Genomic DNA, 22,582 nt, shown 5'->3' with positions numbered 1-22,582 from the left:
CCGGCCGACCTCTGGGGCCTATAGCTCAGTTGGTTAGAGCAGAGGACTCATAATCCTTTGGTCCACGGTTCGAGTCCGTGTGGGCCCACCAGATACGACAAAGCCGCGCATCAGCGCGGCTTTTTTGCGTTTGGTGGGACGGCCACGTCAGGCAAACAACCCTCAGCCGCCAATCCCCTCCAGCGTCACCTCCACCAACGCCTCCACATACGCCGCTTCCAGCGGCTCACCGGAAAACAGAATCCGGTACACCAGCGGTGCCATCAGTCTATCGACCACGCGATCATTGCTCGGAACCGGCTCACCGCGTGCCACTGCGCGTTCGAGAATCGCGCCAAACTGTGCCGTGGCAATCTCCAGGCAGCGTCCGGAGCAGCCGCCGCCTGCCGCCAGCAAGTCGAGCACCGCGGCGCGGCCGGGTACCGATGACGTCTCTTCCATGTACTGGATGCCCCAGGCGAGCAAATCTCCAGCCAGGCTGCCGGTGTCGGTCGGGCCGCTGTCCGGACGGATGCGCTGCAGCGCAACGTCACCCAGCAGTTCGTTGAGGTCGCCCCAGCGTCGATAGATGGTCGAAGGCGTTACTCCGGCGCGGGCAGCGATCAGCGGCACGGTCAGTTCGCCACGCTCGCGCTCCTCCAGCAGCTGATTGACCGCATTGTGGACCGAGGCCTGGACCCTCGCACTACGCCCGCCTGGACGCACGCCCTGATTGATCGCCATATGCACCTTAACGCAAAGAGTTTGCTTTTATCTCGAAACAGGTTCATCGTCTGCAAAAGCTAACTCTTAGCCTTTGCGAGAGCAACCATGAGCGATACCTTACCCAAAAGCATGCGCGACCGCCGCAACGGTCTGTCTCGCGCTGCCTCCCTGTGGTTATTGGGGGCGATACTGATCGCCTTCTCGGCTGCGGCCAGCGCGCCGACACCTCTCTACGCCCTCTACCGCGAAACCTGGGGCTTCTCGCCGGCCTTGCTGAGTGTGGTCTTCAGCATCTACGCGGGCGGTTTGCTGCTGACGTTGCTGGTGTGCGGCTCGCTGTCCGATCACATCGGCCGGCGCCCAGTGATAGCAGCCGCCTTGGCACTGGAGGTGTTGGCCATGGCGGTATTCCTGCGTGCAGAATCGGTCGAGGCGTTGATCGTCGCCCGCTTGCTGCAGGGCTGCGCCACAGGGCTTGCTACCAGCGTGCTGGGCGCGGCGTTGCTGGATTTCGACCGTGAGCGCGGGCCGCTGCTCAACAGCGTGACACCGATGCTGGGCCTGGCCCTTGGCGCTTTGGGCAGTAGTGCGTTGATGCAGTTTTCCGGCGAACCGCTGCACCGGGTGTTCCTGGTTCTGTTGGGGATCTTTGCGTTGTTCGCGTTGGTGCTGGCGCGCCTGCCGGAAAGCATCAGCCGTCAGCCCGGTGCATGGGCCTCGCTGCGGCCACGGGTGCGGATTCCGCCGCAGGCCCGGCGGGCCTTCTGGCGGATCGCACCGCTGAATGCGAGTCTCTGGGCATTGGGGGGCTTCTACCTGTCGCTGGGGCCGACGCTCGCGCGCCAGGTCACAGGGCTGCAGGCACCGTTGGTCGGCGGCACCCTGGTCTTTCTCCTCACCAGTTGCGGCGCGCTGGGCATCTTCGCCCTGCGCAACAGCGAGGCCCAGGTGATCCTGCGCCGCGGCAGCCTGGCATTGGTCACCGGCCTGCTGCTGACCCTGATCGGCGTGGACTGCGGCCTGGCCTGGCTGTTCTTCCTCGGCACCGCAGTCGCCGGCCTGGGCTTTGGTGGCGGATTTCTCGGCGCCTTGCGCTCGGTCGTGCCGCTGGCCCTCGCTCACGAACGCGGCGGGCTGATGGCCGGGTTCTATGTGCTGAGTTACCTGGCCTTCAGCCTGCCGGCAGTTGCCGCCGGCATCGCCACCCAGCATGTCGGGCTGGTCGTTACCACCAATGCCTATGCCTGTGTGTTGCTGCTGGCGGCAGTCATGGTGCTTTTGTCGGGCAGTCGCAGCAATCGTTCGCCTGCAGCTTCGGTCGGCTGAACCTCACGGCAACCGTCAGCGCTGCAGCAGCGTCGCCTGCCTTGGGTTGTAGAACGTCGTGTCGGCGGGAATGTCGCGGGTGACCAGTGACATCGCACCGATCACCACGTTGTCACCGATGCGCAGGCGGTCGGCGATGATGCAACTGTTGGCGCCCAGGCTGACGTTGTCGCCGATCTCCAGCGCGTAGTGCTCCAGCCCCAAGGTCTTGATACCGATCGTGCAGTTCTGGCGAATGAAGAAATTGCGCCCGATCCGTACATGCCGAGTGATGACAACGCCTGGCAGATGGGCGATGCGCAACCCAGGCGCAATCTGCGCGCCGATGTCGATGTCCAGCGCATACTTCAGATTGAGTCGCTGCTGCATGCCGCGGGCATGCCGGCGGGCAAGCCCCCCTTTGCCGTCCAGGTACTGAGCCAGACGGTAGGAAAACAGGAAGCGCAGCTTGTTATCCCTGCGCGACCGACGCAGGACGTTACTTAGCAAACTGACCAACCGTCCCGGCTTCTTTTTGTTGGAGACTTCCAGTCGCCAGCACTCCAGCAGATGTTCGAAGGTCAATGCCGGTTTCCCCTGCGTTATCAAAAGCCCCAGCGTAACAAGGTTTTCCAGAAATACTTCAGCGGCGAGCGCAGGTGGCGCCCCCAGTTCTGCTGCCACTGCGCATCCTCATGCCGGGCGACACGCGCATCCTGGGAGGCGGCAGTGCTGATGCGGCGGAACAGCATCGGGTAGGCGCAGTGCTGCTTGATCCGTCGCTTGAACAGGCTGTCCAGCGTTCTACCGTCGTAGGGCGCGGCAACCAGCACTCGACAGCCTTCCTGGGAAAGAATGTACGCATGCGGTGCACTGACCCGCCCACGGGCGATGAATGGAAACCAGGTCAGCCAGGTGCGGCCCATCGTATAGCCCAGGTGCAGGCTCTCGAACGGCCGGGTGGCGATGAAGCGGTTGATCCAGTTGATCGACGTGGCACGCCAGTCGTAGGGCTTGGCATCGTCCTCGAAAATCAGGATGCGCTGCCAGCCGTGCTCCAGGGCCATCAGCGCCAAGGCGCGATGGGACTCGTAGTGGCCCCGAATCGGGTTGATGTCCTTGTCCCTGAGGTGGAAGACCAGTGGATTGCCAATCCTGCTGCCCACTTCCCGCATGAAGCGCTCGCGGCTGTCCTGCCGATCGCGCAAGGAAACACAGAACGCCGCATCGACGTCGAACTTGAACAGGCTGGACACGTAGCACCTACAGCTAGGCAGAGGGGATTTCTGGCGTCAATTCTTTAGCGAGAATGATTATCAAATACCAAGTGCCGCATCATAATACGCACCCGCTCAAGGACAGAAGTGAAATCGATTTAATCATTTTGCCATCATCGTGCGAACGGCTCATCTTGCCGCCCGAGCCCAGGTCTGGCTAGGCTAGCGCACCCATTGCAGAGATTTGTCATGCCGGACTCCCGCGCCATCGCCCTCGACGAAATCGATCGTCAGCTCATTGCCCTGCTGCAGATCAACGCCCGCGAAAGCGTCGCTACCCTCGCACGCCAGCTGGGCATCGCCCGCACCACCGTCACGTCGCGCCTGGCGCGCCTGGAAAAGCACAAGGTGATCACCGGCTACGGCGTGCGCCTGGGCCAGCGCCTGGTCGGGGGTGGTCTGCAGGCCTATGTCGGCATCACGGTGCAACCACGATCAGGGCGCGAAGTGGTGCGCCGCCTGTCGGCGATGGGGCAGGTACAGCAGCTGTGCGCGGTGAGTGGCGAGTTCGACTACGTTGCCTGGCTGCTCAGTGACTCACCGGAACAGCTGGACCAGTTGCTCGACCAGATTGGCAGCCTGGAAGGGGTGGAAAAGACCACCACCTCGATCATCCTGAGCAGCAAGGTGGATCGCGGGCAGCCTGGATAGGCGTTTGTCATAATGCGAACCCTGATCGTCATATCGACATTTCAGCCTGCATATCGACGCCACTATTGCTCTTAATTACGAACGCCACGCTTCATAAAATGACCGCCACGCATTTCCTATACTCAGGCTCCGCCCTCAGCGCAGCCGCTCTGGCAAGGTCATCAGATGAACAAGAAAAACCGCCACCCCGTCGACGGCAAGCCGCCGGTCACCATCTTCGGCCCTGATTTTCCCTTCGCCTTCGATGACTGGCTCGAGCATCCCGCAGGCCTTGGCAGCATTCCCGCTGAAAGGCATGGCGAAGAAGTGGCGATCGTCGGTGCTGGCATCGCCGGGCTTGTGGCGGCCTACGAGCTGATGAAGCTGGGCCTCAAGCCGGTCGTCTACGAAGCCTCGAAGCTCGGCGGGCGCCTGCGCTCGCAGGCCTTCAACGGCACCGACGGTATCGTCGCCGAGCTGGGCGGCATGCGCTTCCCGGTATCGTCCACCGCGTTCTACCACTATGTCGACAAGCTCGGCCTGGAAACGAAACCCTTCCCCAACCCGCTGACCCCGGCGTCGGGCAGCACGGTGATCGACCTCGAAGGCCAGACCTACTACGCCGAGAAAGCCGCCGACCTGCCGGCCCTGTTCCACGAGGTGGCCGAAGCCTGGGCCGATGCGCTGGAGGACGGCGCACGCTTCGGCGAGATTCAGCAGGCCATCCGCGAGCGCGACGTACCGCGCCTGAAGGCCCTGTGGGATACCCTGGTGCCGCTGTGGGACGACCGCACCTTCTACGATTTCGTCGCCACCTCCAAAGCCTTCGCCAAGCTGAGCTTCCAACACCGGGAAGTGTTCGGCCAGGTCGGTTTCGGCACCGGCGGCTGGGATTCGGACTTCCCCAACTCGATGCTGGAAATCTTCCGCGTGGTCATGACCAACTGCGACGATCACCAGCACCTGGTGGTCGGAGGTGTGGAGCAAGTGCCGCAGGGCATCTGGCGGCATGTGCCGGACAGCACTGCGCACTGGCCGGCCGGCACCAGTCTTCGCTCGCTGCACGGCGGCGCGCCGCGGGCCGGGGTCAAGCGCATCGCCCGTGCCAGCGATGGCCGCCTGGCGGTTACCGACAACTATGGCGACACCCGCCACTACGCCGCCGTGCTCACCACCTGCCAGAGCTGGCTGCTGACCACCCAGATCGACTGCGAAGAGTCGCTGTTCTCGCAGAAGATGTGGATGGCCCTGGACCGCACCCGCTACATGCAGTCGTCGAAGACCTTCGTCATGGTCGATCGCCCGTTCTGGAAGGACAAGGATCCGCAGACCGGCCGCGACCTGCTGAGCATGACGCTCACCGATCGCCTGACCCGCGGCACCTACCTGTTCGACAACGGCGACGACAAGCCGGGAGTGATCTGCCTGTCGTACGCATGGATGAGCGATGCGCTGAAGATGCTGCCGCATCCGACCGAGAAACGCGTGCAGCTTGCCCTGGATGCGCTGAAGAAGATCTACCCGAAAACCGACATCGCGGGGCACATCATCGGCGACCCGATCACCATCTCCTGGGAAGCCGACCCCTACTTCCTCGGCGCCTTCAAAGGTGCGCTGCCAGGTCACTACCGCTACAACCAGCGCATGTACGCGCACTTCATGCAACAGGACCTGCCCCCCGAGCAGCGCGGCATCTTCATCGCTGGCGACGACGTGTCCTGGACCCCGGCCTGGGTCGAAGGCGCGGTGCAAACGTCGCTGAATGCGGTGTGGGGTATCATGAACCACTTCGGCGGCAAGACCCATGCGGACAATCCCGGGCCAGGCGACGTGTTCCACGAGATCGGCCCGATCGCCCTGCCTGACTGAGACGAGGAGGCGCCCATGCGCATCGCCCTGTTCCAGGGTGCGCCCAGGCCACTGGACGTGCCCGGCAATCTAGAACGCCTGCAGCACCAGGCACAACTGGCGGCAGCGCGGGGCGCGCAACTGCTGGTGTGCCCGGAGATGTACCTCAGCGGCTACAACATCGGCGCCGAAGCGGTGCAGCGCCTGGCCGAACCCGAAGACGGACCGTCGGCCATGGCGGTGGTGGAGATTGCCCAGGCGCAGCGCATCGCCATCGTCTATGGCTACCCGGAGCGGGCGGAGGACGGCTCGATTCACAACAGCGTGCAACTGATCGACGCCCACGGCCGCAGCCTGTGCAACTACCGCAAGACCCACCTGTACGGCGAGCTGGACCGCTCGATGTTCAGCCCGGGCGCCAACCACTTTCCGGTGGTCGAGCTCGATGGCTGGAAGCTGGGGCTGCTGATCTGCTACGACATCGAATTTCCCGAGAACGCCCGGCGCCTGGCGCTTGAGGGTGCCGAGCTGATCCTGGTGCCGACCGCGAACATGACGCCCTACGACTTCGTCTGCCAGGTGACCGTGCGCTCGCGGGCGCAGGAGAACCAGTGCTATCTGGTATACGCCAACTACTGCGGGGCTGAGGCTGATATCCAGTATTGCGGGCAGAGCAGCATCATCGGCCCGGACGGCAGCCTGCTGGCCATGGCCGGACGCGAGGAATGCCAATTGCTGGCCGACCTTGAGCACGAGCGGGTGGTGAAGGGGCGTGAGGCGTTTCCGTATCTTGCGGACCTGCGGCGGGATCTTCACCGCGGTCAGGATTGAAGCCGACGGCAAAGAAGCGGGTTCACCGACGAAATCGGCACCGTGGCAGATGGCACCGGCCCGGCCGCCGTAAATGCGCTAGCATCGCTCCATGACCGACGCTATCAACACACTCACCCTGCCCAACGGCCTGCGCCTGACCCTGCGCCACGCCCCGCGCCTCAAGCGCGCCGCCGCCGCCTTGAGGGTCCATGCCGGCAGTCATGACGCTCCGGCGAGGTGGCCGGGCCTAGCGCACTTTCTCGAGCACCTGCTGTTCCTCGGCACCGCGCGCTTCCCGCTGGAAGACGGCCTGATGCGGCATGTGCAGGCGTTCGGCGGCCAGGTCAATGCCAGTACCCGCGAACGCACCACCGATTTTTTCTTCGAAGTGCCCGTCTCGGCCCTGGGCTCAGCGCTGGAGCGCCTGTGCCAGATGCTCGCCGAACCGCACCTGAGCCTGGCACGCCAGCACCGCGAGCGTGAAGTGATCCATGCGGAGTTCATCGCCTGGTCGCGCAATGCCGAGGCGCAACGCCAGTTCAGGCTGTTGCAATGCGTATCGCCACATCATCCCTTGAGCGGGTTCCACGCAGGCAACCGGTACAGCCTGGCGTTGCAGGACCCGGCTTTCCAGCGCGCGCTGGGCGACTTCCATGCTCGCTTCTATCGCGGTGGGCAGATCCATCTGAGCCTGTGCGGGCCGCAATCGCTGATGCAGCTCGAAGCTCTGGGCCGGCAGTTTGCCAGCCTGTTCAGTGCGGGCGAAATGCAAGCGCAAACGCCTCCCGCACCCTTGCTCGATATTCCCTTGATCGAGCTCGAAGCCTCCAGAGGCGGCCTTGATTTGCTGTTCGCCCACGAGCACCTTCCGCCAGGTGCCGAGCAGGCCCTGGACCTGCTGCAGGCCTGCCTGAGCGACAGCCGCCCAGGCGGCTGGCTCGATGCCCTGCGCCAACGCGGCTGGCTCCAGGAGGTTCACAGCGATTCGCTGTATGCCTTTGCCGGCCAGTTGCTTTGGCACATCCGCCTGCAACTGCAGCCGGACGCCCCGCCAGCCGAGGTTCGCGCACTGCTGCACGGCTGGTTCGGCGCGTTGCGGCGCCTGGACGCCGCAGCGCTCAACAACGAGTTCGAGCGCCTTCAACTCAGTCGCAAGCAAGCAGCCAGCGCACTTGAACTCGCCCGTCGGGACAGTGCCCAGCGGCCGTTCGAAGCGCTGGATGCCCAGGCACTGAAAGCCTTCAAGGCATTGCTCGATGATCTGCCGAGCGGTGAGCAGGGCCAATGGCAGCAACCGCACGATGAGCCCCTGCTGATCGCCGACCTCCCGGTTGGATGCGCAGCGCTGCCGGATGATCTGACCGTCAGCGACATCCTGCCGGTCGAGCGAGGCCTCGCAACGCTGTATCTACGCTGGCGTATCGCCTCACCCCTGCGCGAGCGCTTTCACGCAGTGCTGTCACAAGCGCTGCAACCACTGCTCGAACGCGCCCGCCGCGCCTCGCTGCAACTGGACTTCTCTCTCATTGGCGAACACTGGCAACTGCGCTGTGCGGGCACGTCTGGCGCGGTAATCCGCACCCTCGACCTGGCCTTGGAACACCTGCGCCACCCTGCACCCCACTTGCTGAACACACCTGCGCCCGCCGAGCCAGCGCACATCCCGATCAGGGCACTGCTCAAGGCACTGCCAGATCACCTGCGCGAGGCAACCATACAGCCACAGCCAGCCTGCCTGCTGGACCTGACAATGCTTGGGCAGATCTGGGCCAGCGCGCCTCGACACGGCCTCGCCATCGGCTTCGATGGCGCAGCGCAAGCGGCCCTCGGCGCGGTATTGGCACATGCACCGGGGTTGCCGGAGGCGCCACCGCCGGCCTCCCGGTCGTTGCCGGCCCGACGCTGGCTGCATCCCCCCACGGGCGGCAGCGAGCATGCGCTGCTGCTGTTCTGCCCGGTTCCCGCACACGATGAAGGCGCAGGTCGGGTACTGGCGCAAGCGCTGCAAGGGCCGGTTTACCAGCGCCTGCGGGTCGAACTGCAACTGGGCTATGCCGTGTTCAGCGCCTTTCGTCAGATAGAAGGCCAAGGCGGCCTGCTGTTCGGTGTGCAATCGCCACAGGCAACGCCCGGCCAGATTCTCGAACACCTGCTCAGCCTGTTGGCCGACGGCGTCACGTTCGACCCCGCCGCCGTACGGGCCCTGGCCGCGCAGTTCGAGGAGCCGGCGATGGCCAATGCGGAAGTCGCCGAATGGGCCTGGCAGACATATCTGGCTACAGAGCCGACAGACCTTTCCCATCTGCGCAGGTCTATTCTCAGGACAGACCAGCCAATACTGGACGATCTGGTGAAACGCCTTCTGGACGCCGAGCACGGCTGGCTATGCCTGGCCACCAGCGAAGCACCGGATGCGCGCTTTGAGCAAATTCCCTCTGTCTGAGGCGGGGATTGTTACCTGTACTGCAAGGGCGCTTTTCGAAGAATTAACCTTTCGGTACAAATTTTTCTTGTAAGATAGCGCAATCTCAGCCAATGGAACCTCCTGACTCAGGCGGCACCAAAGTAGATAGCTGACATCCACCCACACCATCCGGAAGGAGTTCGACCATGACCACCTGGACCAAACCCGCTTACACCGACCTGCGCATCGGCTTCGAAGTCACCATGTACTTCGCCAGCCGCTAAGCAGCGCTGCAGTGCAACGCCTCGGCCCGCCGGGGCGTTTTCGTTTCATGGACCAGGGGCAAGACAGTAGCCATGTACATCCAGATTCTCGGTTCCGCCGCCGGTGGCGGTTTCCCCCAGTGGAACTGCAACTGCGTCAACTGCAAGGGCTTTCGCGATGGCAGCCTGCGCGCAACGGCACGCACCCAGTCGTCCATTGCCCTGTCCGACGACGGTGAGCACTGGATCCTGTGTAACGCCTCGCCCGACATCCGCGCCCAGCTCCAAGCCTTTGCACCGATGCAGCCGGCACGAGCCCTGCGCGACACCGGTATCGACGCGATCGTCCTGCTCGACAGCCAGATCGACCACACCACTGGCCTGCTCAGCCTGCGCGAAGGCTGCCCGCACCAGGTCTGGTGCACCGACATGGTCCACCAGGACCTGAGCACCGGCTTCCCGCTGTTCACCATGCTCAGCCACTGGAACGGTGGCCTGCAGTGGAATCGCATCGAGCTGCAAGGCAGCTTCGTCATCCCCGCCTGCCCTGATCTGCAATTCACGCCCTTCCCATTGCGCAGCGCGGCGCCACCCTACTCGCCGCACCGTTTCGACCCGCACCCAGGCGACAACCTTGGCCTGCTGGTCGAGGACCTGCGCACTGGCGGCAAGCTGTTCTACGCGCCGGGGCTGGGTCAGGTCGACGACAAGCTGCTGCAGATGATGCACGGCGCCGACTGCCTGCTGGTCGACGGCACCCTGTGGGAAGACGATGAAATGCAGCGCCGCGGCGTCGGCACCCGCACCGGCCGCGAAATGGGCCACCTGGCCCAGAACGGCCCCGGTGGCATGCTGGAGGTGCTCGATGCCTTCCCACGCCAGCGCAAGGTGCTTATCCACATCAACAACACCAACCCGATCCTCGACGAAGACTCCCCGGAGCGCGCCGAAGTCCAGCGCCGGGGCGTGGAAGTCGCCTACGATGGCATGAGCATCGAGTTGTAAGGAGGCCTGATGAGCGACGCACTGCCGATGTCCCCTGCCGAGTTCGAGCAGGCCCTGCGCGCCAAGGGCGCCTACTACCACATCCATCACCCCTACCACGTGGCGATGTACCAGGGCCGCGCCACGCGCGAGCAGATCCAGGGCTGGGTGGCCAACCGCTTCTACTACCAGGTGAACATCCCCATGAAGGATGCCGCGATCCTGGCCAATTGCCCGGACCGCGAAGTACGCCGCGAGTGGATCCAGCGCCTGCTCGACCACGACGGCGCCCCCGGCGAGGACGGCGGCATCGAGGCCTGGCTGCGCCTCGGCCAGGCGGTGGGCCTGGACCCGGAGCAACTGCGTTCGCAGGAGCTGGTGCTGCCCGGCGTGCGCTTCGCCGTCGACGCCTATGTCAACTTCGCCCGCCGCGCCTCCTGGCAAGAAGCGGCCAGCAGCTCGCTGACCGAGCTGTTCGCCCCGCAGATCCACCAGTCGCGCCTGGACAGCTGGCCGCAGCACTATCCCTGGATCGATCCGGCCGGCTACGAGTACTTCCGCACCCGCCTGGGCCAGGCCCGACGCGATGTAGAGCACGGCCTGGCGATCACCCTGCAGCACTACACCACGCGCGAAGGGCAGGAGCGTATGCTGGAAATCCTGCAGTTCAAGCTGGATATCCTCTGGAGCATGCTCGACGCCATGAGCATGGCCTATGAACTGAACCGCCCGCCCTATCACAGCGTCACAAGCGAACGGGTCTGGCACAAGGGGATCGCACTATGAGTCTCGACCGCACACTGGTGCCGAACTGGCGCACCGGCTACCGCTTCCAGTACGAACCCGCGCAAAAGGGCCACGTGCTGCTGTACCCCGAAGGCATGATCAAGCTCAACGACAGTGCTGGCCTGATAGGTGGGCTGGTCGATGGCCAGCGCGATGTCGCGGCGATCATCGCTGAGCTCGAACAGCAATTCCCCGGTATCCCGGAAGTGGCCGAGGACATCGAGCAGTTCATGGAGGTGGCCCGTGCCGAACACTGGATCACCCTCGCCTGAGGTGCCGGTCGGCCTGCCGTTGTGGCTGCTGGCCGAGCTGACCTACCGCTGCCCGCTGCAGTGCCCGTACTGCTCCAACCCGTTGGACTTCGCCGCCCAGGGCAAGGAGCTGAGTACCGAACAGTGGTTCGAGGTGATGGCACAGGCCCGTGAAATGGGTGCGGCGCAGATCGGTTTTTCCGGCGGCGAGCCACTGGTGCGCCAGGACCTCGCCGAGCTGATCGGTGAGGCCCGGCGCCTGGGCTACTACACCAACCTGATCACCTCCGGCATCGGCCTCACCGAGCAGAAGATCGCCGCGTTCAAGCAGGCCGGTCTGGACCATATCCAGATCAGCTTCCAGGCCAGCGACGAACAGGTGAACAACCTGCTGGCCGGCTCGAAGAAAGCCTTCGCGCAGAAGCTGGAAATGGCGCGTGCGGTGAAAGCCCACGGTTATCCGATGGTGCTGAACTTCGTCACCCACCGGCACAACATCGACCGGATCGACCGCATCATCGAGCTGTGCATCGCCCTCGAAGCCGACTTCGTCGAACTTGCCACCTGTCAGTTCTACGGCTGGGCGCACCTCAATCGCCTGGGCTTGCTGCCGACCAAAGAGCAGCTCGAACGCGCCGAGCGCATCACCAACCAGTACCGTGAACGGCTGAAAGCCGACGGCAACCCGTGCAAACTGATCTTCGTCACCCCCGACTACTATGAAGAACGCCCCAAGGCCTGCATGAACGGCTGGGGCAGCCTGTTCCTGACCATCACCCCCGACGGCACCGCCCTGCCCTGTCATGGCGCGCGTCAGTTGCCGGTGCAGTTTCCCAACGTGCGCGACCACGACCTGCGGCATATCTGGTACGACTCGTTCGGCTTCAACCGCTTTCGCGGTTACGACTGGATGCCCGAACCCTGCCGTTCGTGCGACGAAAAGGAAAAGGACTTTGGCGGTTGCCGCTGTCAGGCCTTCATGCTCACTGGCGATGCCAGCAAGGCCGATCCGGTGTGCGCCAAGTCGCCGGATCACGGCATCATTCTCAAGGCCCGCGAGGAGGCGCAGACCGCTCAGATGAACATCGAACAGATGACCTTCCGCAATGAGCGCAACTCCCGTGTCATCGCCCGCGGCTGAGTTCAGCGCCACCCAGGCGGTGGCCGCCGGCACCGACTTCGCCGAGCTCAAGGTCGGCGAGCAGGGGCTGTTCTGGAACGAATTCCGCCCCGCCGATGGCGCCTGCCGCATCTGGCACTGGCGCCAGCAGCAGGCCCACTGCCTGACACCGGACGGTTTCAGCGCGCGCAGCCGGGTCTATGAATACGGCGGCGGCAGTTTCTGCCTGGCCCCAGAAGCGGTGGTCTTCGTCAACGAGAAGGACCAGCAGGTCTACAGCCAGGCGCTGGACGGCTCGCACCCCCAAGCACTGACAGCAGCCTCAGAATGCCGCTATGGCGACCTCCAATGGCATGACGGCCAGGTGCTGGCGGTCGAGGAGCGGCATGGCGAATGCGTCGAGCACCGCCTGGTGACGCTGGCAGCAGGCACGCGCCAGGTACTGGTCGAAGGTGCCGACTTCTACGCCTCCCCTGTTCTGAGCCCCGACGGTCAGCGCCTGGCGTGGATCGAATGGGATCGCCCGGCGCAGCCTTGGACCCTTACCCGCCTGATGAGCTGTGCGCGCCAATCCGACGGACACTGGGGGCCAACGCACTGCGTGGCCGGCGAGGACGAATCCCTGCAACAGCCTCGCTTCGACACTGACGGCAGGCTGTATTGCCTATCCGACCGCAACGGCTTCTGGCAGCCCTGGGGCGAGTTCGACGGCGGCTGGCAGGCTATCCCTGCCGAAGCTGCCGACCACGCTGCTGCGCCTTGGCAACTGGGCGCCTGCACCTGGCTGCCCCTGGGCCCGCAAGGCTATCTCGCGACCTGGTTCGACAACGGCTTCGGCAAGCTGGCGATTCGCAGCGAAGACCAAGTCCTGCAAGTGTTCGCCGAGGACTACACGCGGTTTCGCAGCCTGGCGATGGACGCACAGCACCTCTATGCCATCGCTGCCTCACCCACGCGCCCACCGGCAATCCTCGCCATCGCACGCGACGGCCAGCGCAGCCGGATCCTGGCAGGTGGCGGCGAGGTACTGCCAGCCGAGCGCATCAGTTATCCACAGCCCATCAGCTACCCGAGTGGCGACGCCCTGGCCCATGGATTCTTCTACCCAGCCATGGACAGCCAGCACACCCCCCCGCTGGTGGTGTTCATCCACGGAGGCCCGACCTCGGCCTGCTACCCGGTACTCGACGCACGCATCCAGTACTGGACCCAGCGTGGTTTCGCCGTCGCCGACCTCAACTATCGCGGCAGCAGCGGCTATGGCCGCGCCTATCGCCAGGCATTGCACCTGCGCTGGGGCGAAATCGACGTGCAGGACGCCTGCGCCGCCGTTGCATTCCTCGCCGGGCAAGGCTTGATAGACCCGGACAAGGCGTTCATTCGCGGCGGCAGTGCCGGCGGCTACACCACCCTGTGCGCCCTGGCCTTCCACGACGTATTCCGCGCGGGCGCCAGCCTCTATGGCGTCAGCGACCCCATCGCGCTGGGCAAGGCGACTCACAAGTTCGAAGGCGATTACCTGGACTGGCTGATCGGCGACCCGCAGCAAGATGCCGAGCGCTACCGGGAACGCACACCGCTACTGCATGCTGAGCGGATCAAGGCGCCAGTGATCTTCTTCCAGGGTGAGCTGGATGCGGTGGTAGTGCCGGAACAGACCCGCAGCATGCTGGAGGCGCTGAAAGCCAATGGCATCGAAGCGGTTGGGCACTTCTACCCTGAGGAGCGTCATGGTTTTCGCAAGGCACAGAACCTTGCCCATGCGCTGGAAGAGGAATGGCGGTTTTATTGCCGGGTGCTGGCGGGTTGAGGGGGCCGCGCCCGGCCCCGTCATGCGCTAGCGCTTGGCGATGATGTACACCGCGTGCACGATCCCCGGAATGTAGCCCAACAGGGTCAGCAGGATGTTCAACCAGAACGCGCCGCCGAAGCCAACTTGCAGGAACACGCCCAAAGGCGGCAGAAGAATAGCGATGATGATACGAATGAAGTCCATGTGAAGCTCTCCTGGGATGGTTCTCAACACAGACTAGTGCGCTTCGCTGGAGGTTCCACACTGATATCACGCCTGAAAAAAAACGCCCCGGGCCAAATACAGCTGGCCAAGGGCGATGCGCAGGAACGCGAGACGGTTCGTTGAAATTCGGTGGTCAGGCCGTCGCTTCGCGGCGAACCTGTTGGTGGGAATGCAAGCGGGCGAAGGCACGGGATAACCGCTGCAGCATTTCGTCGATATTGCCCCGGCTAACGGTCAGCGCCGGCGAGAAGCGCACCACATCCGCTTGCGGGGCATTGAGCAGCAGGCCTTCGTGCAGAGCTGCCTCGACCAGTTCCTGGGCCAGCGCTTCACGCAACTGCAACGCCCATAACAACCCCTGGCCCCGCACCTCGCCCTGCCCGTAGCGCCCCGCCAGACGGCTAAGACCCTCGCGCAGGTGCCGGCCGCTGTCCTGCACCTTCTCGAGAAAACCCGGCGCCAGCACGGTATCCAGCACCGCCAGGCCCGCCGCGCTCATCAGGGCGTTGCCGTGGTGGCTGCCCTCCAGCTCGCCCGGCGCGGCGCAGCAGGCCGTACCGCGGGCCAGCAGGGCCGCCAGCGGCACCCCACCGCCCAGGCCCTTGCCCAAGGTGAGGATGTCAGCACGCACGCCATAGATCTGTTCGGCCAGCAGCGCGCCACAACGGCCGATACCGGTCTGTACTTCGTCGAGAATCAACAGGATGCCCAGCTCGCGGCAGAGCTTTTCGACCCCCTGCAGGTATTCACGTGTTGCCGGAATCACGCCGGCTTCGCCCTGGATCGGCTCGAGCATGATCGCCACGGTGCGCGAGTCGACCTCGGCATGCAGCGCGGCCAGGTCGTTGAACGGCACCTTGCTGAAGCCTGGCAATCCCGGTTCACAGCGGTTGCACGGCAGCGGGTCGGACGCCGACAGCGCGCCAAGGCTGCGGCCATGGCAGGCCTGGCTGGCCGTGATGATGTGATAGGCGCCGCCGCGATGCAGCTGGCCCCATTTGCGCGCAAGCTTGATTGCGCCCTCGCAAGCCTCGGCGCCACTATTGAGCAGGTACGCCTGGTCGCTGCCGGTGCTTTGGCACAAGCGCCCGGCCAACGCCAGCAGCGCCGAGCTGTGAAAGCCCGCGCCCGGATTGATCAGGGCCTGGGCCTGGCTGCCGAGGGCCCTGGCCAGCACTTCAGGGCTGTGCCCGAGGCTGTTGACCGCGCAGCCCTGGGTGAAGTCCAGGTACGCATGCCCCTGGTCATCCCACAACCACGAACCCTGGCCCCGCACGAACACCTGAGGTGCGCGCTCGCGGCCAGGCATCAGCCACTCGCGGGACATCTGCGAGGGCTGCGCCTCATGCGTCGGGCTCTGCACGGGCCCGGCAACGGCCGCAGCCGAACGACGCAGCTTGAACAGGTTCATGATGACTCCAGGGCAATCACGGGGACGGCAAGGCGCCCCGGTCTTCGCCTGAGGTCGGATATTTTGCCTTGCCTATCAAAAGTGTTTCTCATCCGGGGCAACAATGAACCGGGCGGATCGCTTCAGCCCTCCGGAATACGGCGATAGACTAGGCGTACCGGCGCTTCGCGGCCATTTCGTTTTTTCAGCTTTTTCGATAAGTATTTCTTATGGATTTTCGCCAACTGCGTTATTTCGTCGCGGTCTATGAAGAAGGCCATGTGGGGCGGGCTGCAGAGCGTCTGTCACTGTCGCAACCGGCACTGTCGCAACAGATCCGCCAGCTTGAGCACAGCCTTGACCTGAACCTGTTCGAGCGCAGCAACAAACGCCTGCTGCCAACCCTCGCCGCGCACACCCTCTACAACCATGCATTGCCCCTGCTCGACGGGCTGCAGCGCGCCCAGGAAGCCATGCAGGGGTTCAAGGGCCAGTCCTTGCGTACCTTGGCCATCGGTGTGCTGCAGACCGTACGCCCGAGCCTGGTGCCGCGGCTGCTGGAGAAACTGCGCAAGGCCCAGCCACACCTGGTCGTGCAGATCTACGAACTGTCAGGGCTGGAAATCGAGCGGCGGCTACTCAATGGCAGCCTGGATATCGGCATCAGCTACCTGCCGCCACGTCAGCCAGGGCTGCACGGGCTGTTGTTGTACGAAGATGAACTGCAGCTTGTCATCCCCAATACGCATCAGTTGAAAGACTTCAAGAAGGTCTCGATCAGACAAGCCGCCGAACTGCCGCTGCTGATGCTGGGGGAGGAATTTCAGATCCGGCAGATCTGGAAGGCCCAACTGGCCAACCTCGGGCGCAGGCCGCAGGTGCAGGCAGAGATGAACAACATGGGGGGGATTCTCGACAGCCTGGCCAATACCGCCCTGGCGACCATCCTTCCGGGGCGGGCCAAGGAAGCGGCCGAAGACGATCAGGCACTGCTGTGGAAACCCCTGAGCGAGCCGCGGGTCCCGCTCAAGGTGGGCCTGGTGTTTCGCGATGCCCAGCGCCAGCAGGCATCGGTGGAGTTGCTGCGCACCCTGCTTGAGGAGGAGAGCGATGCCCGCCAGGCTGGCGTGCAGACACTGGATGGGCGCGGCGCATAAAAACGCCAGACAAAGAAAACCCCGCCGAGGCGGGGCTCTCCAGACTGTTTCCCTGACATCCTTATCGTCCCACCATCCTGGCGGGAAATCCTACGTGTCCCTGTTCTGTCCTTTGCGCTTCCTGCGCTCCGTCCATGTAAGAAAGATTAACCGTGGATCCAATCTTAGGAAAGAGGAGAAAAGTCACCACGTAATGTAGGAAAAAGCTTACAAGGCCGAGGTTTTCAGAACGTCCTGTTTGCACTCGAAAACCCCGGCCCCTCGATCAGAATTGCGCGGCATCCAGCAGGTACAACGACTCGCTGCCCGCCTTCACCGATGCCACCAACGAATCCAGCCTTGGCAGCAGGCGGGCGAAGTAGAAGCGCGCCGTCCCAAGCTTCGCACCATAGAAGGCCTCGTCGCCCTCGCCAACCTGCGCAGCACGAGCCATCAGTGCCCACATGTAGCCATAGGCCACGTAACCGAACGCATGCAGGTACTCGACCGAGGCGGCACCAATTTCGTTGGGGTTGCCTTTCGCCTGCTCCAGCACCCACTCGGTCAAGCCGTCGAGCTGATCCAGCGCAGCGCCCAGCGGCCGCGTGAACTCGTCGTCGGCAGCGCCGAGGAACTGACGGATCTCGTCAGCGAACAGACGGTAGTACGCGCCGCCGCTGGCCACCACCTTGCGCCCCATCAGGTCCAGGGCCTGGATGCCATTGGTTCCCTCGTAGATCTGCGTGATGCGCACATCGCGCACCAACTGCTCCTGGCCCCATTCGCGAATGTAGCCGTGTCCACCGAACACCTGCTGGCCATGTACGGTGCACTCCAGGCCGAGGTCGGTGAGGAACGCCTTTGCCACCGGCGTCAGCAAGGCCACCAGTTCCTCGCTGCGTTTACGGGTAGCGGCGTCTTCGCTGAACTTGGCGCTGTCCAGTTGCATCGCGACATAGGTGGAAAACGCCCGACCGCCTTCGATCAGCGCTTTCATGGTGAGCAGCATGCGGCGCACGTCGGGGTGGACGATGATCGGGTCGGCGACCTTGTCCTTGGCTTGCGGGCCCGTCGGTGCACGGCTCTGCAAGCGGTCGCGGGCGTATTCGACGGCATTCTGGTAGGAGCGCTCGGCCGACGCCAGGCCCTGGATACCGACACCCAGGCGCTCGTAGTTCATCATGGTGAACATCGCCGCCAGGCCTTTGTTCGGCTCCCCGACGATATAGCCGATTGCCTCGTCGAAGTTCATCACGCAGGTGGCCGAAGCCTGGATGCCCATCTTGTGTTCGATCGAGCCACAGGTGGCCGGGTTGCGCGCCCCCAGGCTGCCATCGTCGTTGACCAGGAACTTGGGCACCAGGAACAGCGAGATGCCTTTCGGACCAGCCGGCGCGTCCGGCAGCTTGGCCAGCACCAGGTGGATGATGTTTTCGGTCAGGTCGTGCTCGCCACCGGTGATGAAGATCTTGGTGCCGCTGACCTTGTAGCTGCCGTCGGCCTGCGGCTCGGCCTTGGTGCGGATGATGCCCAGGTCGGTGCCGGCATGGGGCTCGGTCAGGCACATGGAGCCGGCCCAGACGCCGGCGTACATGTTCGGCAGATACTTTTCCTTCAACGCTTCGCTGGCGTGGGCGTTGATCGACAGGCAGGCACCTGCGGTGAGCATCGGATACAGCCCGAACGACAGGCTCGAAGCGTTGACCATTTCCTCGACCTGGGCCGAGATGGCCTTGGGCATGCCCATGCCACCAAACAGCGGATCCCCGCCGACACCGACCCAGCCGCCTTCGGCGTAGGTCTGGTAAGCCTCGATGAACCCGGCCGGGGTGCGGACCGCGCCATTGTCCCAGTGGCAGCCTTCTTCATCAGCGGCGCGGCTCAGGGGCGCAATGCTCTTGCTGGTGACCTTGCCTGCCTCTTCCAGCACGGCCAGGGCAGTTTCGGCGTCGACAACCTCAGCCAGCCCCGGCAACTGGGACCAGAGATCGGCAACCTTGAAGACTTCATTGAGTACGAAGCGCATATCGCGCAGGGGCGCTTTATAGTCGGCCATGACAACCTCTCGCTAGCAGAGTCGGGGGCGGCCGCCATGGGCCGCACACTGGGTTGGAAGCAGTGTAACCGAACAACTTTTACGAGACATAGGGTCATCACGCGACCATATAGTCAACTATAGTCACGCCATGCGAACTGCCCCGCGCCGTGCAGTTTGCCCCTGCTGCATGACGCAGTTACGACCCGCAGCCTTGGCGCTATAGAGCGCCTGGTCAGCGGATTTGAGCACTTCTTCCGGGTTGCGGTGCTCCGGTAGGCGCTCGGCGACGCCGATGCTGATAGTCACCGACACCGTGTTGCCCGCCGAACCTGCACGGCGCTGGCGCCCGGTGGAATCATCCTGTGGGCGGCTGTTCTGATCGCGCAACTGGATGGCATAGTTAGCGATCATCTCGCGCACCGCTTCCAGGTGCGGCAGGCATTCTTCGGCGGTCTGCCCGGCGAATACCAGGGCGAACTCCTCACCGCCATAGCGATAGGCGCGCCCGCCCCCGGTCACCTTCGACAGGCGGCTGGCGACCAGGCGCAACACTTGGTCGCCGACATCGTGGCCATGGGTATCGTTGAATTTCTTGAAGTGATCCACGTCGGTCATGGCGATCACATAACTGCGGCCCAGGCGCTGCATGCGTTCGTTCAGCGCGCGGCGGCCAGGAAGGCCGGTCAGTTCGTCGCGAAACGCCATCTGGTACGCCTCGTGGGAGACGGCTGCGGCGATCATCAGCATCACCTGGCTGCACATGATGTTCAGGGTGAAGGGCAGGATGAACGTCTGCGGCAGCATCCAGAAGATCCCCACCAGGCCGGTGATCTGCGCGGCGTGCAACGGCCGGGGCTCGCGCAGGTACTGCACCACCAGCAGGATGAATACGCCCAGGAACAACGGGTAGGCCAACTGGATCAGGCTCATCCACTGCCCATGCAGCGACGGCCAGCGGATCTCTGCCAGCCACGTCAGCAACGTCTGTGGGTAACTCTGCTCCAGCGCCAGGGTCACGCTGCCAACCGCGAACAGCACGGCGAAGCGGGCAAGCATGTCCTGGGCCAGGTGGGTGCGTTCCTGCCAGGCGCCGAACAGCCCGAACAGTGCTGGCAGCAGCAGGCACACGAGGTGGAACACCACTGCAGCGTCTTCGCGGACCTTGCCGTGATCGCGGTAGTAATCGGTCTGGGTATCGAGCAGGAAGTAGGCGATGTACACCGTGACCATCAGGAACAGTTCACGCTGGCGGCGGTACACCGCACAGTAGGCACCGCCGAGCAGCAGCACCAGGGTAGGTAATACGTTGAACAGGGACGTGAAAAACACGCTCAGGTCCCTGACATACGCCGCCGCAAGCCCCGACACCAGCAGCAGGATCGAAGGCAGAAAGTGGCTGGCGCGAACAGCGGATAGACGAAACAAGGGTAATCTCCGACCCGGCAGATCAATAATGGCATTGTGCCCTTACTTCATCGGCAGCGCACATGAATAGATGAATACAACGAAGGGTTTAACGGCAGGCGGGGGGCGAGTCTTGAGGTTTTCTCGTTACCGGATGCAACGAGAGCAGGCAAAAAAAACGCCTGCCGATAATGGCAGGCGTTTTTCCGTACAGCGTCGGGGGTCAGATCGACAGACCGAAGTCTTCTTCTTTCATCGCCATCAGGTTGTTGGCACCCGACAGGATGGCCGCCACGTGCGTGCGAGTACGCGGCAGGATGCGCTGGAAGTAGAAGCGCGCGGTCTGCAGCTTGGCAGTGTAGAACGCCTCTTCAGCGGTGCCGGCCGCCAGCTTCTCGGCAGCCAGGCGGGCGATGTCAGCCCAGAAGTAGGCCAGGCACGCGTAGCCGGAGTACATCAGGTAGTCCACGGACGCGGCACCGACTTCCTCACGGTCTTTCATGGCGGCCATGCCGATCTTCATGGTCAGCTCGCCCCACTCCTTGTTCAGCGCAGCCAGCGGCTCGACGAATTCCTTGGTGGCTTCGTTGCCTTCCTGACCTTGGCAGAACTTGTGGACGATCTTGGTGAAGCCCTTGAGCGCCTCGCCCTGGGTCATCAGCACCTTGCGGCCCAACAGGTCGAGAGCCTGGATGCCGGTGGTGCCTTCGTACAGCATCGAGATGCGGCTGTCGCGCACGTTCTGCTCCATGCCCCACTCGGCAATGAAACCGTGGCCACCGTAGATCTGCACGCCATGGTTGGCGGCCTCGAAACCGACTTCGGTCATGAATGCCTTGGCGATCGGGGTCAGGAAAGCCAGCAGTGCATCGGCCTTCTTGCGCTCCTCCTCGTCCTGGCTGTACTTGACGATGTCCACCTGCTTGGCAGTGAAGTAGACCATTGCGCGATTGCCTTCGGCGAAGGCTTTCATGGTCAGCAGCATGCGGCGAACGTCCGGGTGGACGATGATCGGGTCAGCGGCCTTGTCCGGTGCTTTCGGGCCGGTCAGGGAGCGCATCTGCAGACGATCGCGGGCATATTTCAGGCCACCCTGGAAGGCCACTTCGGCGTGAGCCAGGCCTTGCAGTGCTGTCCCCAGGCGCGCGGTGTTCATGAAGGTGAACATGCAGTTCAGGCCCTTGTTGGCCGGGCCGATCAGGTAGCCGGTGGCCGCGTCGAAGTTCATCACGCAGGTGGCGTTACCGTGGATGCCCATCTTGTGCTCGAGGGAACCGCAGCTCACGCCGTTGCGCTCGCCTACACCGCCTTCGGCGTTCGGCAGGAACTTGGGCACGATGAACAGCGAGATGCCCTTGGTGCCGGCTGGGGCATCGGGCAGGCGCGCCAGCACGATGTGGACGATGTTATCGGCCATGTCGTGTTCACCGGCCGAGATGAAGATCTTGGTGCCGGATACCTTGTAGCTGCCATCGGCCTGCGGCTCGGCCTTGGTGCGCAGCATGCCCAGGTCGGTGCCGCAGTGCGGCTCGGTCAGGCACATGGTGCCGGTCCATTCGCCGGACACCAGCTTGGTCAGGTAGGTTTCCTGTTGCTCGGGGGTCCCGTGCTCGGAGATGGTGTTCATCGCGCCGTGGGACAGGCCTGGGTACATGCCCCAGGACCAGTTCGACTCGCCGACCATCTCGCTCAGGGTCAGGCCCAGCGACTCTGGCAGGCCTTGGCCGCCGTGCTCGACGTCATGGGCCAGGCTCGGCCAGCCGCCTTCGACGAACTGCTTGTAGGCTTCCTTGAAGCCGGTCGGGGTCTTCACGCCCGACTCGCTCCAGGTGCAGCCTTCCAGGTCGCCGACACGGTTCAGCGGGGCCAGCACCTGCTCACAGAACTTGGCACCTTCCTCGAGGATCGCATCGACCATGTCCGGTGTAGCATCCTGGCAACCCGGCAGGCTCTGATAGTGCGCTTCATAGCCGAGCAGCTCGTCACGGACGAAGCGAATATCACGCAAGGGGGCTTTGTATTCAGGCATGGCGATGAACCTCTGGGCTGAGTTCGTTGGGGAGACCGCGGGTACCGACCAGCTCTTGGCGGCTTTCGGTCAAACAGTTGTTTGAAACTTACGTTTAGCTCAGGGCAATGTCAAGAAGGGACGATAGTGCCAATTCGGTCGCGAACGATGGCGTTTCTGCCAGCGCTCGATTCATCGGCCCC

Annotated in this window: 20 protein-coding genes and 1 tRNA gene; 13 read left to right on the top strand and 8 right to left on the bottom strand. The window is 63.8% G+C overall.

Going from position 1 to position 22,582, the window contains the following annotated elements; translation table 11 throughout:
- Window positions 1-14: 14 nt before the first annotated feature.
- A tRNA-Ile gene (locus ACTYOL_RS02085) sits at window positions 15-91 on the top strand.
- A 71-nt stretch (window positions 92-162) separates the two neighbouring features.
- On the opposite strand, the gene ACTYOL_RS02080 is transcribed toward ACTYOL_RS02085, so the two are convergent.
- Window positions 163-723, bottom strand: coding sequence for a TetR/AcrR family transcriptional regulator (locus ACTYOL_RS02080; RefSeq protein WP_444757478.1), 561 nt, complete (start codon window positions 721-723; stop codon window positions 163-165).
- Window positions 724-810: 87 nt separating this feature from the next.
- Here ACTYOL_RS02080 and ACTYOL_RS02075 point away from each other — a divergent pair, with 87 nt between their 5' ends.
- Window positions 811-2,031 carry an MFS transporter gene (locus tag ACTYOL_RS02075; protein WP_444757477.1) on the top strand — a complete coding sequence of 407 codons (1,221 nt, stop codon included), beginning with the start codon at window positions 811-813 and terminating at the stop codon, window positions 2,029-2,031.
- A 15-nt stretch (window positions 2,032-2,046) separates the two neighbouring features.
- Here ACTYOL_RS02075 and ACTYOL_RS02070 read toward each other — a convergent pair whose 3' ends face one another.
- Together ACTYOL_RS02070 and ACTYOL_RS02065 are read right to left on the bottom strand one after the other, a co-directional pair.
- A complete protein-coding gene (locus ACTYOL_RS02070) occupies window positions 2,047-2,595 on the bottom strand; it encodes a serine acetyltransferase (protein ID WP_197889804.1) in 549 nt (182 codons plus the stop codon).
- A 20-nt stretch (window positions 2,596-2,615) separates the two neighbouring features.
- Complete coding sequence (locus tag ACTYOL_RS02065; RefSeq protein ID WP_226938331.1) at window positions 2,616-3,266, bottom strand: hypothetical protein; 651 nt, start codon at window positions 3,264-3,266, stop codon at window positions 2,616-2,618.
- A gap of 210 nt (window positions 3,267-3,476) precedes the next feature.
- On the opposite strand from ACTYOL_RS02065, the gene ACTYOL_RS02060 reads away from it, so the two are divergent.
- The 10 genes from ACTYOL_RS02060 (at window position 3,477) to ACTYOL_RS02015 (ending at window position 14,196) form a co-directional block, all read left to right on the top strand.
- Complete coding sequence (locus ACTYOL_RS02060) at window positions 3,477-3,938, top strand: Lrp/AsnC family transcriptional regulator (protein WP_054892204.1); 462 nt, start codon at window positions 3,477-3,479, stop codon at window positions 3,936-3,938.
- 165 nt (window positions 3,939-4,103) lie between these two features.
- Window positions 4,104-5,786 (top strand): flavin monoamine oxidase family protein, encoded by a 1,683-nt coding sequence (locus ACTYOL_RS02055; RefSeq protein WP_200602875.1) that lies wholly within the window; start codon window positions 4,104-4,106, stop codon window positions 5,784-5,786.
- Window positions 5,787-5,801: 15 nt separating this feature from the next.
- The gene (locus tag ACTYOL_RS02050) at window positions 5,802-6,596 is read left to right on the top strand and encodes a carbon-nitrogen hydrolase family protein (RefSeq protein ID WP_200602876.1); all 795 of its coding nucleotides are present in this window, start codon (window positions 5,802-5,804) and stop codon (window positions 6,594-6,596) included.
- Window positions 6,597-6,687: 91 nt separating this feature from the next.
- The gene (pqqF, locus tag ACTYOL_RS02045) at window positions 6,688-9,021 is read left to right on the top strand and encodes a pyrroloquinoline quinone biosynthesis protein PqqF (protein WP_444757476.1); all 2,334 of its coding nucleotides are present in this window, start codon (window positions 6,688-6,690) and stop codon (window positions 9,019-9,021) included.
- Window positions 9,022-9,188: 167 nt separating this feature from the next.
- Window positions 9,189-9,266, top strand: a complete 78-nt coding sequence (gene pqqA / locus ACTYOL_RS02040) for a pyrroloquinoline quinone precursor peptide PqqA (RefSeq protein ID WP_081255326.1) — start codon at window positions 9,189-9,191, stop codon at window positions 9,264-9,266.
- A 72-nt stretch (window positions 9,267-9,338) separates the two neighbouring features.
- Window positions 9,339-10,250 carry a pyrroloquinoline quinone biosynthesis protein PqqB gene (gene pqqB / locus ACTYOL_RS02035; RefSeq protein WP_197889800.1) on the top strand — a complete coding sequence of 304 codons (912 nt, stop codon included), beginning with the start codon at window positions 9,339-9,341 and terminating at the stop codon, window positions 10,248-10,250.
- 9 nt (window positions 10,251-10,259) lie between these two features.
- Window positions 10,260-11,015 (top strand): pyrroloquinoline-quinone synthase PqqC, encoded by a 756-nt coding sequence (gene pqqC / locus ACTYOL_RS02030; protein ID WP_054892199.1) that lies wholly within the window; start codon window positions 10,260-10,262, stop codon window positions 11,013-11,015.
- Complete coding sequence (pqqD, locus tag ACTYOL_RS02025) at window positions 11,012-11,287, top strand: pyrroloquinoline quinone biosynthesis peptide chaperone PqqD (RefSeq protein ID WP_054892198.1); 276 nt, start codon at window positions 11,012-11,014, stop codon at window positions 11,285-11,287. The genes pqqC and pqqD overlap by 4 nt, the downstream gene beginning before the upstream one ends.
- The gene (gene pqqE / locus ACTYOL_RS02020) at window positions 11,259-12,407 is read left to right on the top strand and encodes a pyrroloquinoline quinone biosynthesis protein PqqE (protein ID WP_054892197.1); all 1,149 of its coding nucleotides are present in this window, start codon (window positions 11,259-11,261) and stop codon (window positions 12,405-12,407) included. The genes pqqD and pqqE overlap by 29 nt, the downstream gene beginning before the upstream one ends.
- The gene (locus ACTYOL_RS02015; protein ID WP_444757475.1) at window positions 12,373-14,196 is read left to right on the top strand and encodes a S9 family peptidase; all 1,824 of its coding nucleotides are present in this window, start codon (window positions 12,373-12,375) and stop codon (window positions 14,194-14,196) included. The genes pqqE and ACTYOL_RS02015 overlap by 35 nt, the downstream gene beginning before the upstream one ends.
- A gap of 27 nt (window positions 14,197-14,223) precedes the next feature.
- Here ACTYOL_RS02015 and ACTYOL_RS02010 read toward each other — a convergent pair whose 3' ends face one another.
- Both ACTYOL_RS02010 and ACTYOL_RS02005 read right to left on the bottom strand, forming a co-directional pair.
- Complete coding sequence (locus tag ACTYOL_RS02010; RefSeq protein WP_003177654.1) at window positions 14,224-14,382, bottom strand: YqaE/Pmp3 family membrane protein; 159 nt, start codon at window positions 14,380-14,382, stop codon at window positions 14,224-14,226.
- A 154-nt stretch (window positions 14,383-14,536) separates the two neighbouring features.
- Window positions 14,537-15,814 carry an aminotransferase class III-fold pyridoxal phosphate-dependent enzyme gene (locus ACTYOL_RS02005; protein WP_200602879.1) on the bottom strand — a complete coding sequence of 426 codons (1,278 nt, stop codon included), beginning with the start codon at window positions 15,812-15,814 and terminating at the stop codon, window positions 14,537-14,539.
- Window positions 15,815-16,023: 209 nt separating this feature from the next.
- Between ACTYOL_RS02005 and ACTYOL_RS02000 the strand changes: the two genes are divergently transcribed.
- Window positions 16,024-16,950, top strand: a complete 927-nt coding sequence (locus tag ACTYOL_RS02000; RefSeq protein ID WP_153772408.1) for a LysR family transcriptional regulator — start codon at window positions 16,024-16,026, stop codon at window positions 16,948-16,950.
- A gap of 265 nt (window positions 16,951-17,215) precedes the next feature.
- On the opposite strand, the gene ACTYOL_RS01995 is transcribed toward ACTYOL_RS02000, so the two are convergent.
- The 3 genes from ACTYOL_RS01995 to ACTYOL_RS01985 all read right to left on the bottom strand — a co-directional run bounded on the left by ACTYOL_RS01995 (window position 17,216) and on the right by ACTYOL_RS01985 (window position 22,400).
- A complete protein-coding gene (locus ACTYOL_RS01995) occupies window positions 17,216-18,985 on the bottom strand; it encodes an acyl-CoA dehydrogenase C-terminal domain-containing protein (RefSeq protein ID WP_063542352.1) in 1,770 nt (589 codons plus the stop codon).
- Between the two features lie 123 nt (window positions 18,986-19,108).
- On the bottom strand, window positions 19,109-20,392 hold the full coding sequence (locus ACTYOL_RS01990) for a GGDEF domain-containing protein (protein WP_153772409.1): 1,284 nt from the start codon (window positions 20,390-20,392) through the stop codon (window positions 19,109-19,111).
- A 202-nt stretch (window positions 20,393-20,594) separates the two neighbouring features.
- Window positions 20,595-22,400, bottom strand: a complete 1,806-nt coding sequence (locus tag ACTYOL_RS01985) for a phenylacyl-CoA dehydrogenase (RefSeq protein ID WP_054892191.1) — start codon at window positions 22,398-22,400, stop codon at window positions 20,595-20,597.
- Between the last annotated feature and the right edge of the window lie 182 nt (window positions 22,401-22,582).

The sequence above is a fragment of the Pseudomonas sp. A014 genome (genome assembly GCF_052378495.1).
Taxonomy (GTDB): Bacteria; Pseudomonadota; Gammaproteobacteria; order Pseudomonadales; family Pseudomonadaceae; genus Aquipseudomonas; species Aquipseudomonas machongensis.
This window is presented reverse-complemented; position numbering and strand designations above follow the sequence as displayed.

Excerpts from the sequence above, each read along its gene's own strand:
- ACTYOL_RS02080 (WP_444757478.1), bottom strand. The coding sequence starts at position 723 with ATGGCGATCAATCAGGGCGTGCGTCCAGGCGGGCGTAGTGCGAGGGTC.
- ACTYOL_RS02075 (WP_444757477.1), top strand. The coding sequence starts at position 811 with ATGAGCGATACCTTACCCAAAAGCATGCGCGACCGCCGCAACGGTCTG.
- ACTYOL_RS02060 (WP_054892204.1), top strand. The coding sequence starts at position 3,477 with ATGCCGGACTCCCGCGCCATCGCCCTCGACGAAATCGATCGTCAGCTC.
- ACTYOL_RS02055 (WP_200602875.1), top strand. The coding sequence starts at position 4,104 with ATGAACAAGAAAAACCGCCACCCCGTCGACGGCAAGCCGCCGGTCACC.
- ACTYOL_RS02050 (WP_200602876.1), top strand. The coding sequence starts at position 5,802 with ATGCGCATCGCCCTGTTCCAGGGTGCGCCCAGGCCACTGGACGTGCCC.
- pqqF (WP_444757476.1), top strand. The coding sequence starts at position 6,688 with ATGACCGACGCTATCAACACACTCACCCTGCCCAACGGCCTGCGCCTG.
- pqqA (WP_081255326.1), top strand. The coding sequence starts at position 9,189 with ATGACCACCTGGACCAAACCCGCTTACACCGACCTGCGCATCGGCTTC.
- pqqB (WP_197889800.1), top strand. The coding sequence starts at position 9,339 with ATGTACATCCAGATTCTCGGTTCCGCCGCCGGTGGCGGTTTCCCCCAG.
- pqqC (WP_054892199.1), top strand. The coding sequence starts at position 10,260 with ATGAGCGACGCACTGCCGATGTCCCCTGCCGAGTTCGAGCAGGCCCTG.
- pqqD (WP_054892198.1), top strand. The coding sequence starts at position 11,012 with ATGAGTCTCGACCGCACACTGGTGCCGAACTGGCGCACCGGCTACCGC.
- ACTYOL_RS02015 (WP_444757475.1), top strand. The coding sequence starts at position 12,373 with ATGAGCGCAACTCCCGTGTCATCGCCCGCGGCTGAGTTCAGCGCCACC.
- ACTYOL_RS02010 (WP_003177654.1), bottom strand. The coding sequence starts at position 14,382 with ATGGACTTCATTCGTATCATCATCGCTATTCTTCTGCCGCCTTTGGGC.
- ACTYOL_RS02005 (WP_200602879.1), bottom strand. The coding sequence starts at position 15,814 with ATGAACCTGTTCAAGCTGCGTCGTTCGGCTGCGGCCGTTGCCGGGCCC.
- ACTYOL_RS02000 (WP_153772408.1), top strand. The coding sequence starts at position 16,024 with ATGGATTTTCGCCAACTGCGTTATTTCGTCGCGGTCTATGAAGAAGGC.
- ACTYOL_RS01995 (WP_063542352.1), bottom strand. The coding sequence starts at position 18,985 with ATGGCCGACTATAAAGCGCCCCTGCGCGATATGCGCTTCGTACTCAAT.
- ACTYOL_RS01985 (WP_054892191.1), bottom strand. The coding sequence starts at position 22,400 with ATGCCTGAATACAAAGCCCCCTTGCGTGATATTCGCTTCGTCCGTGAC.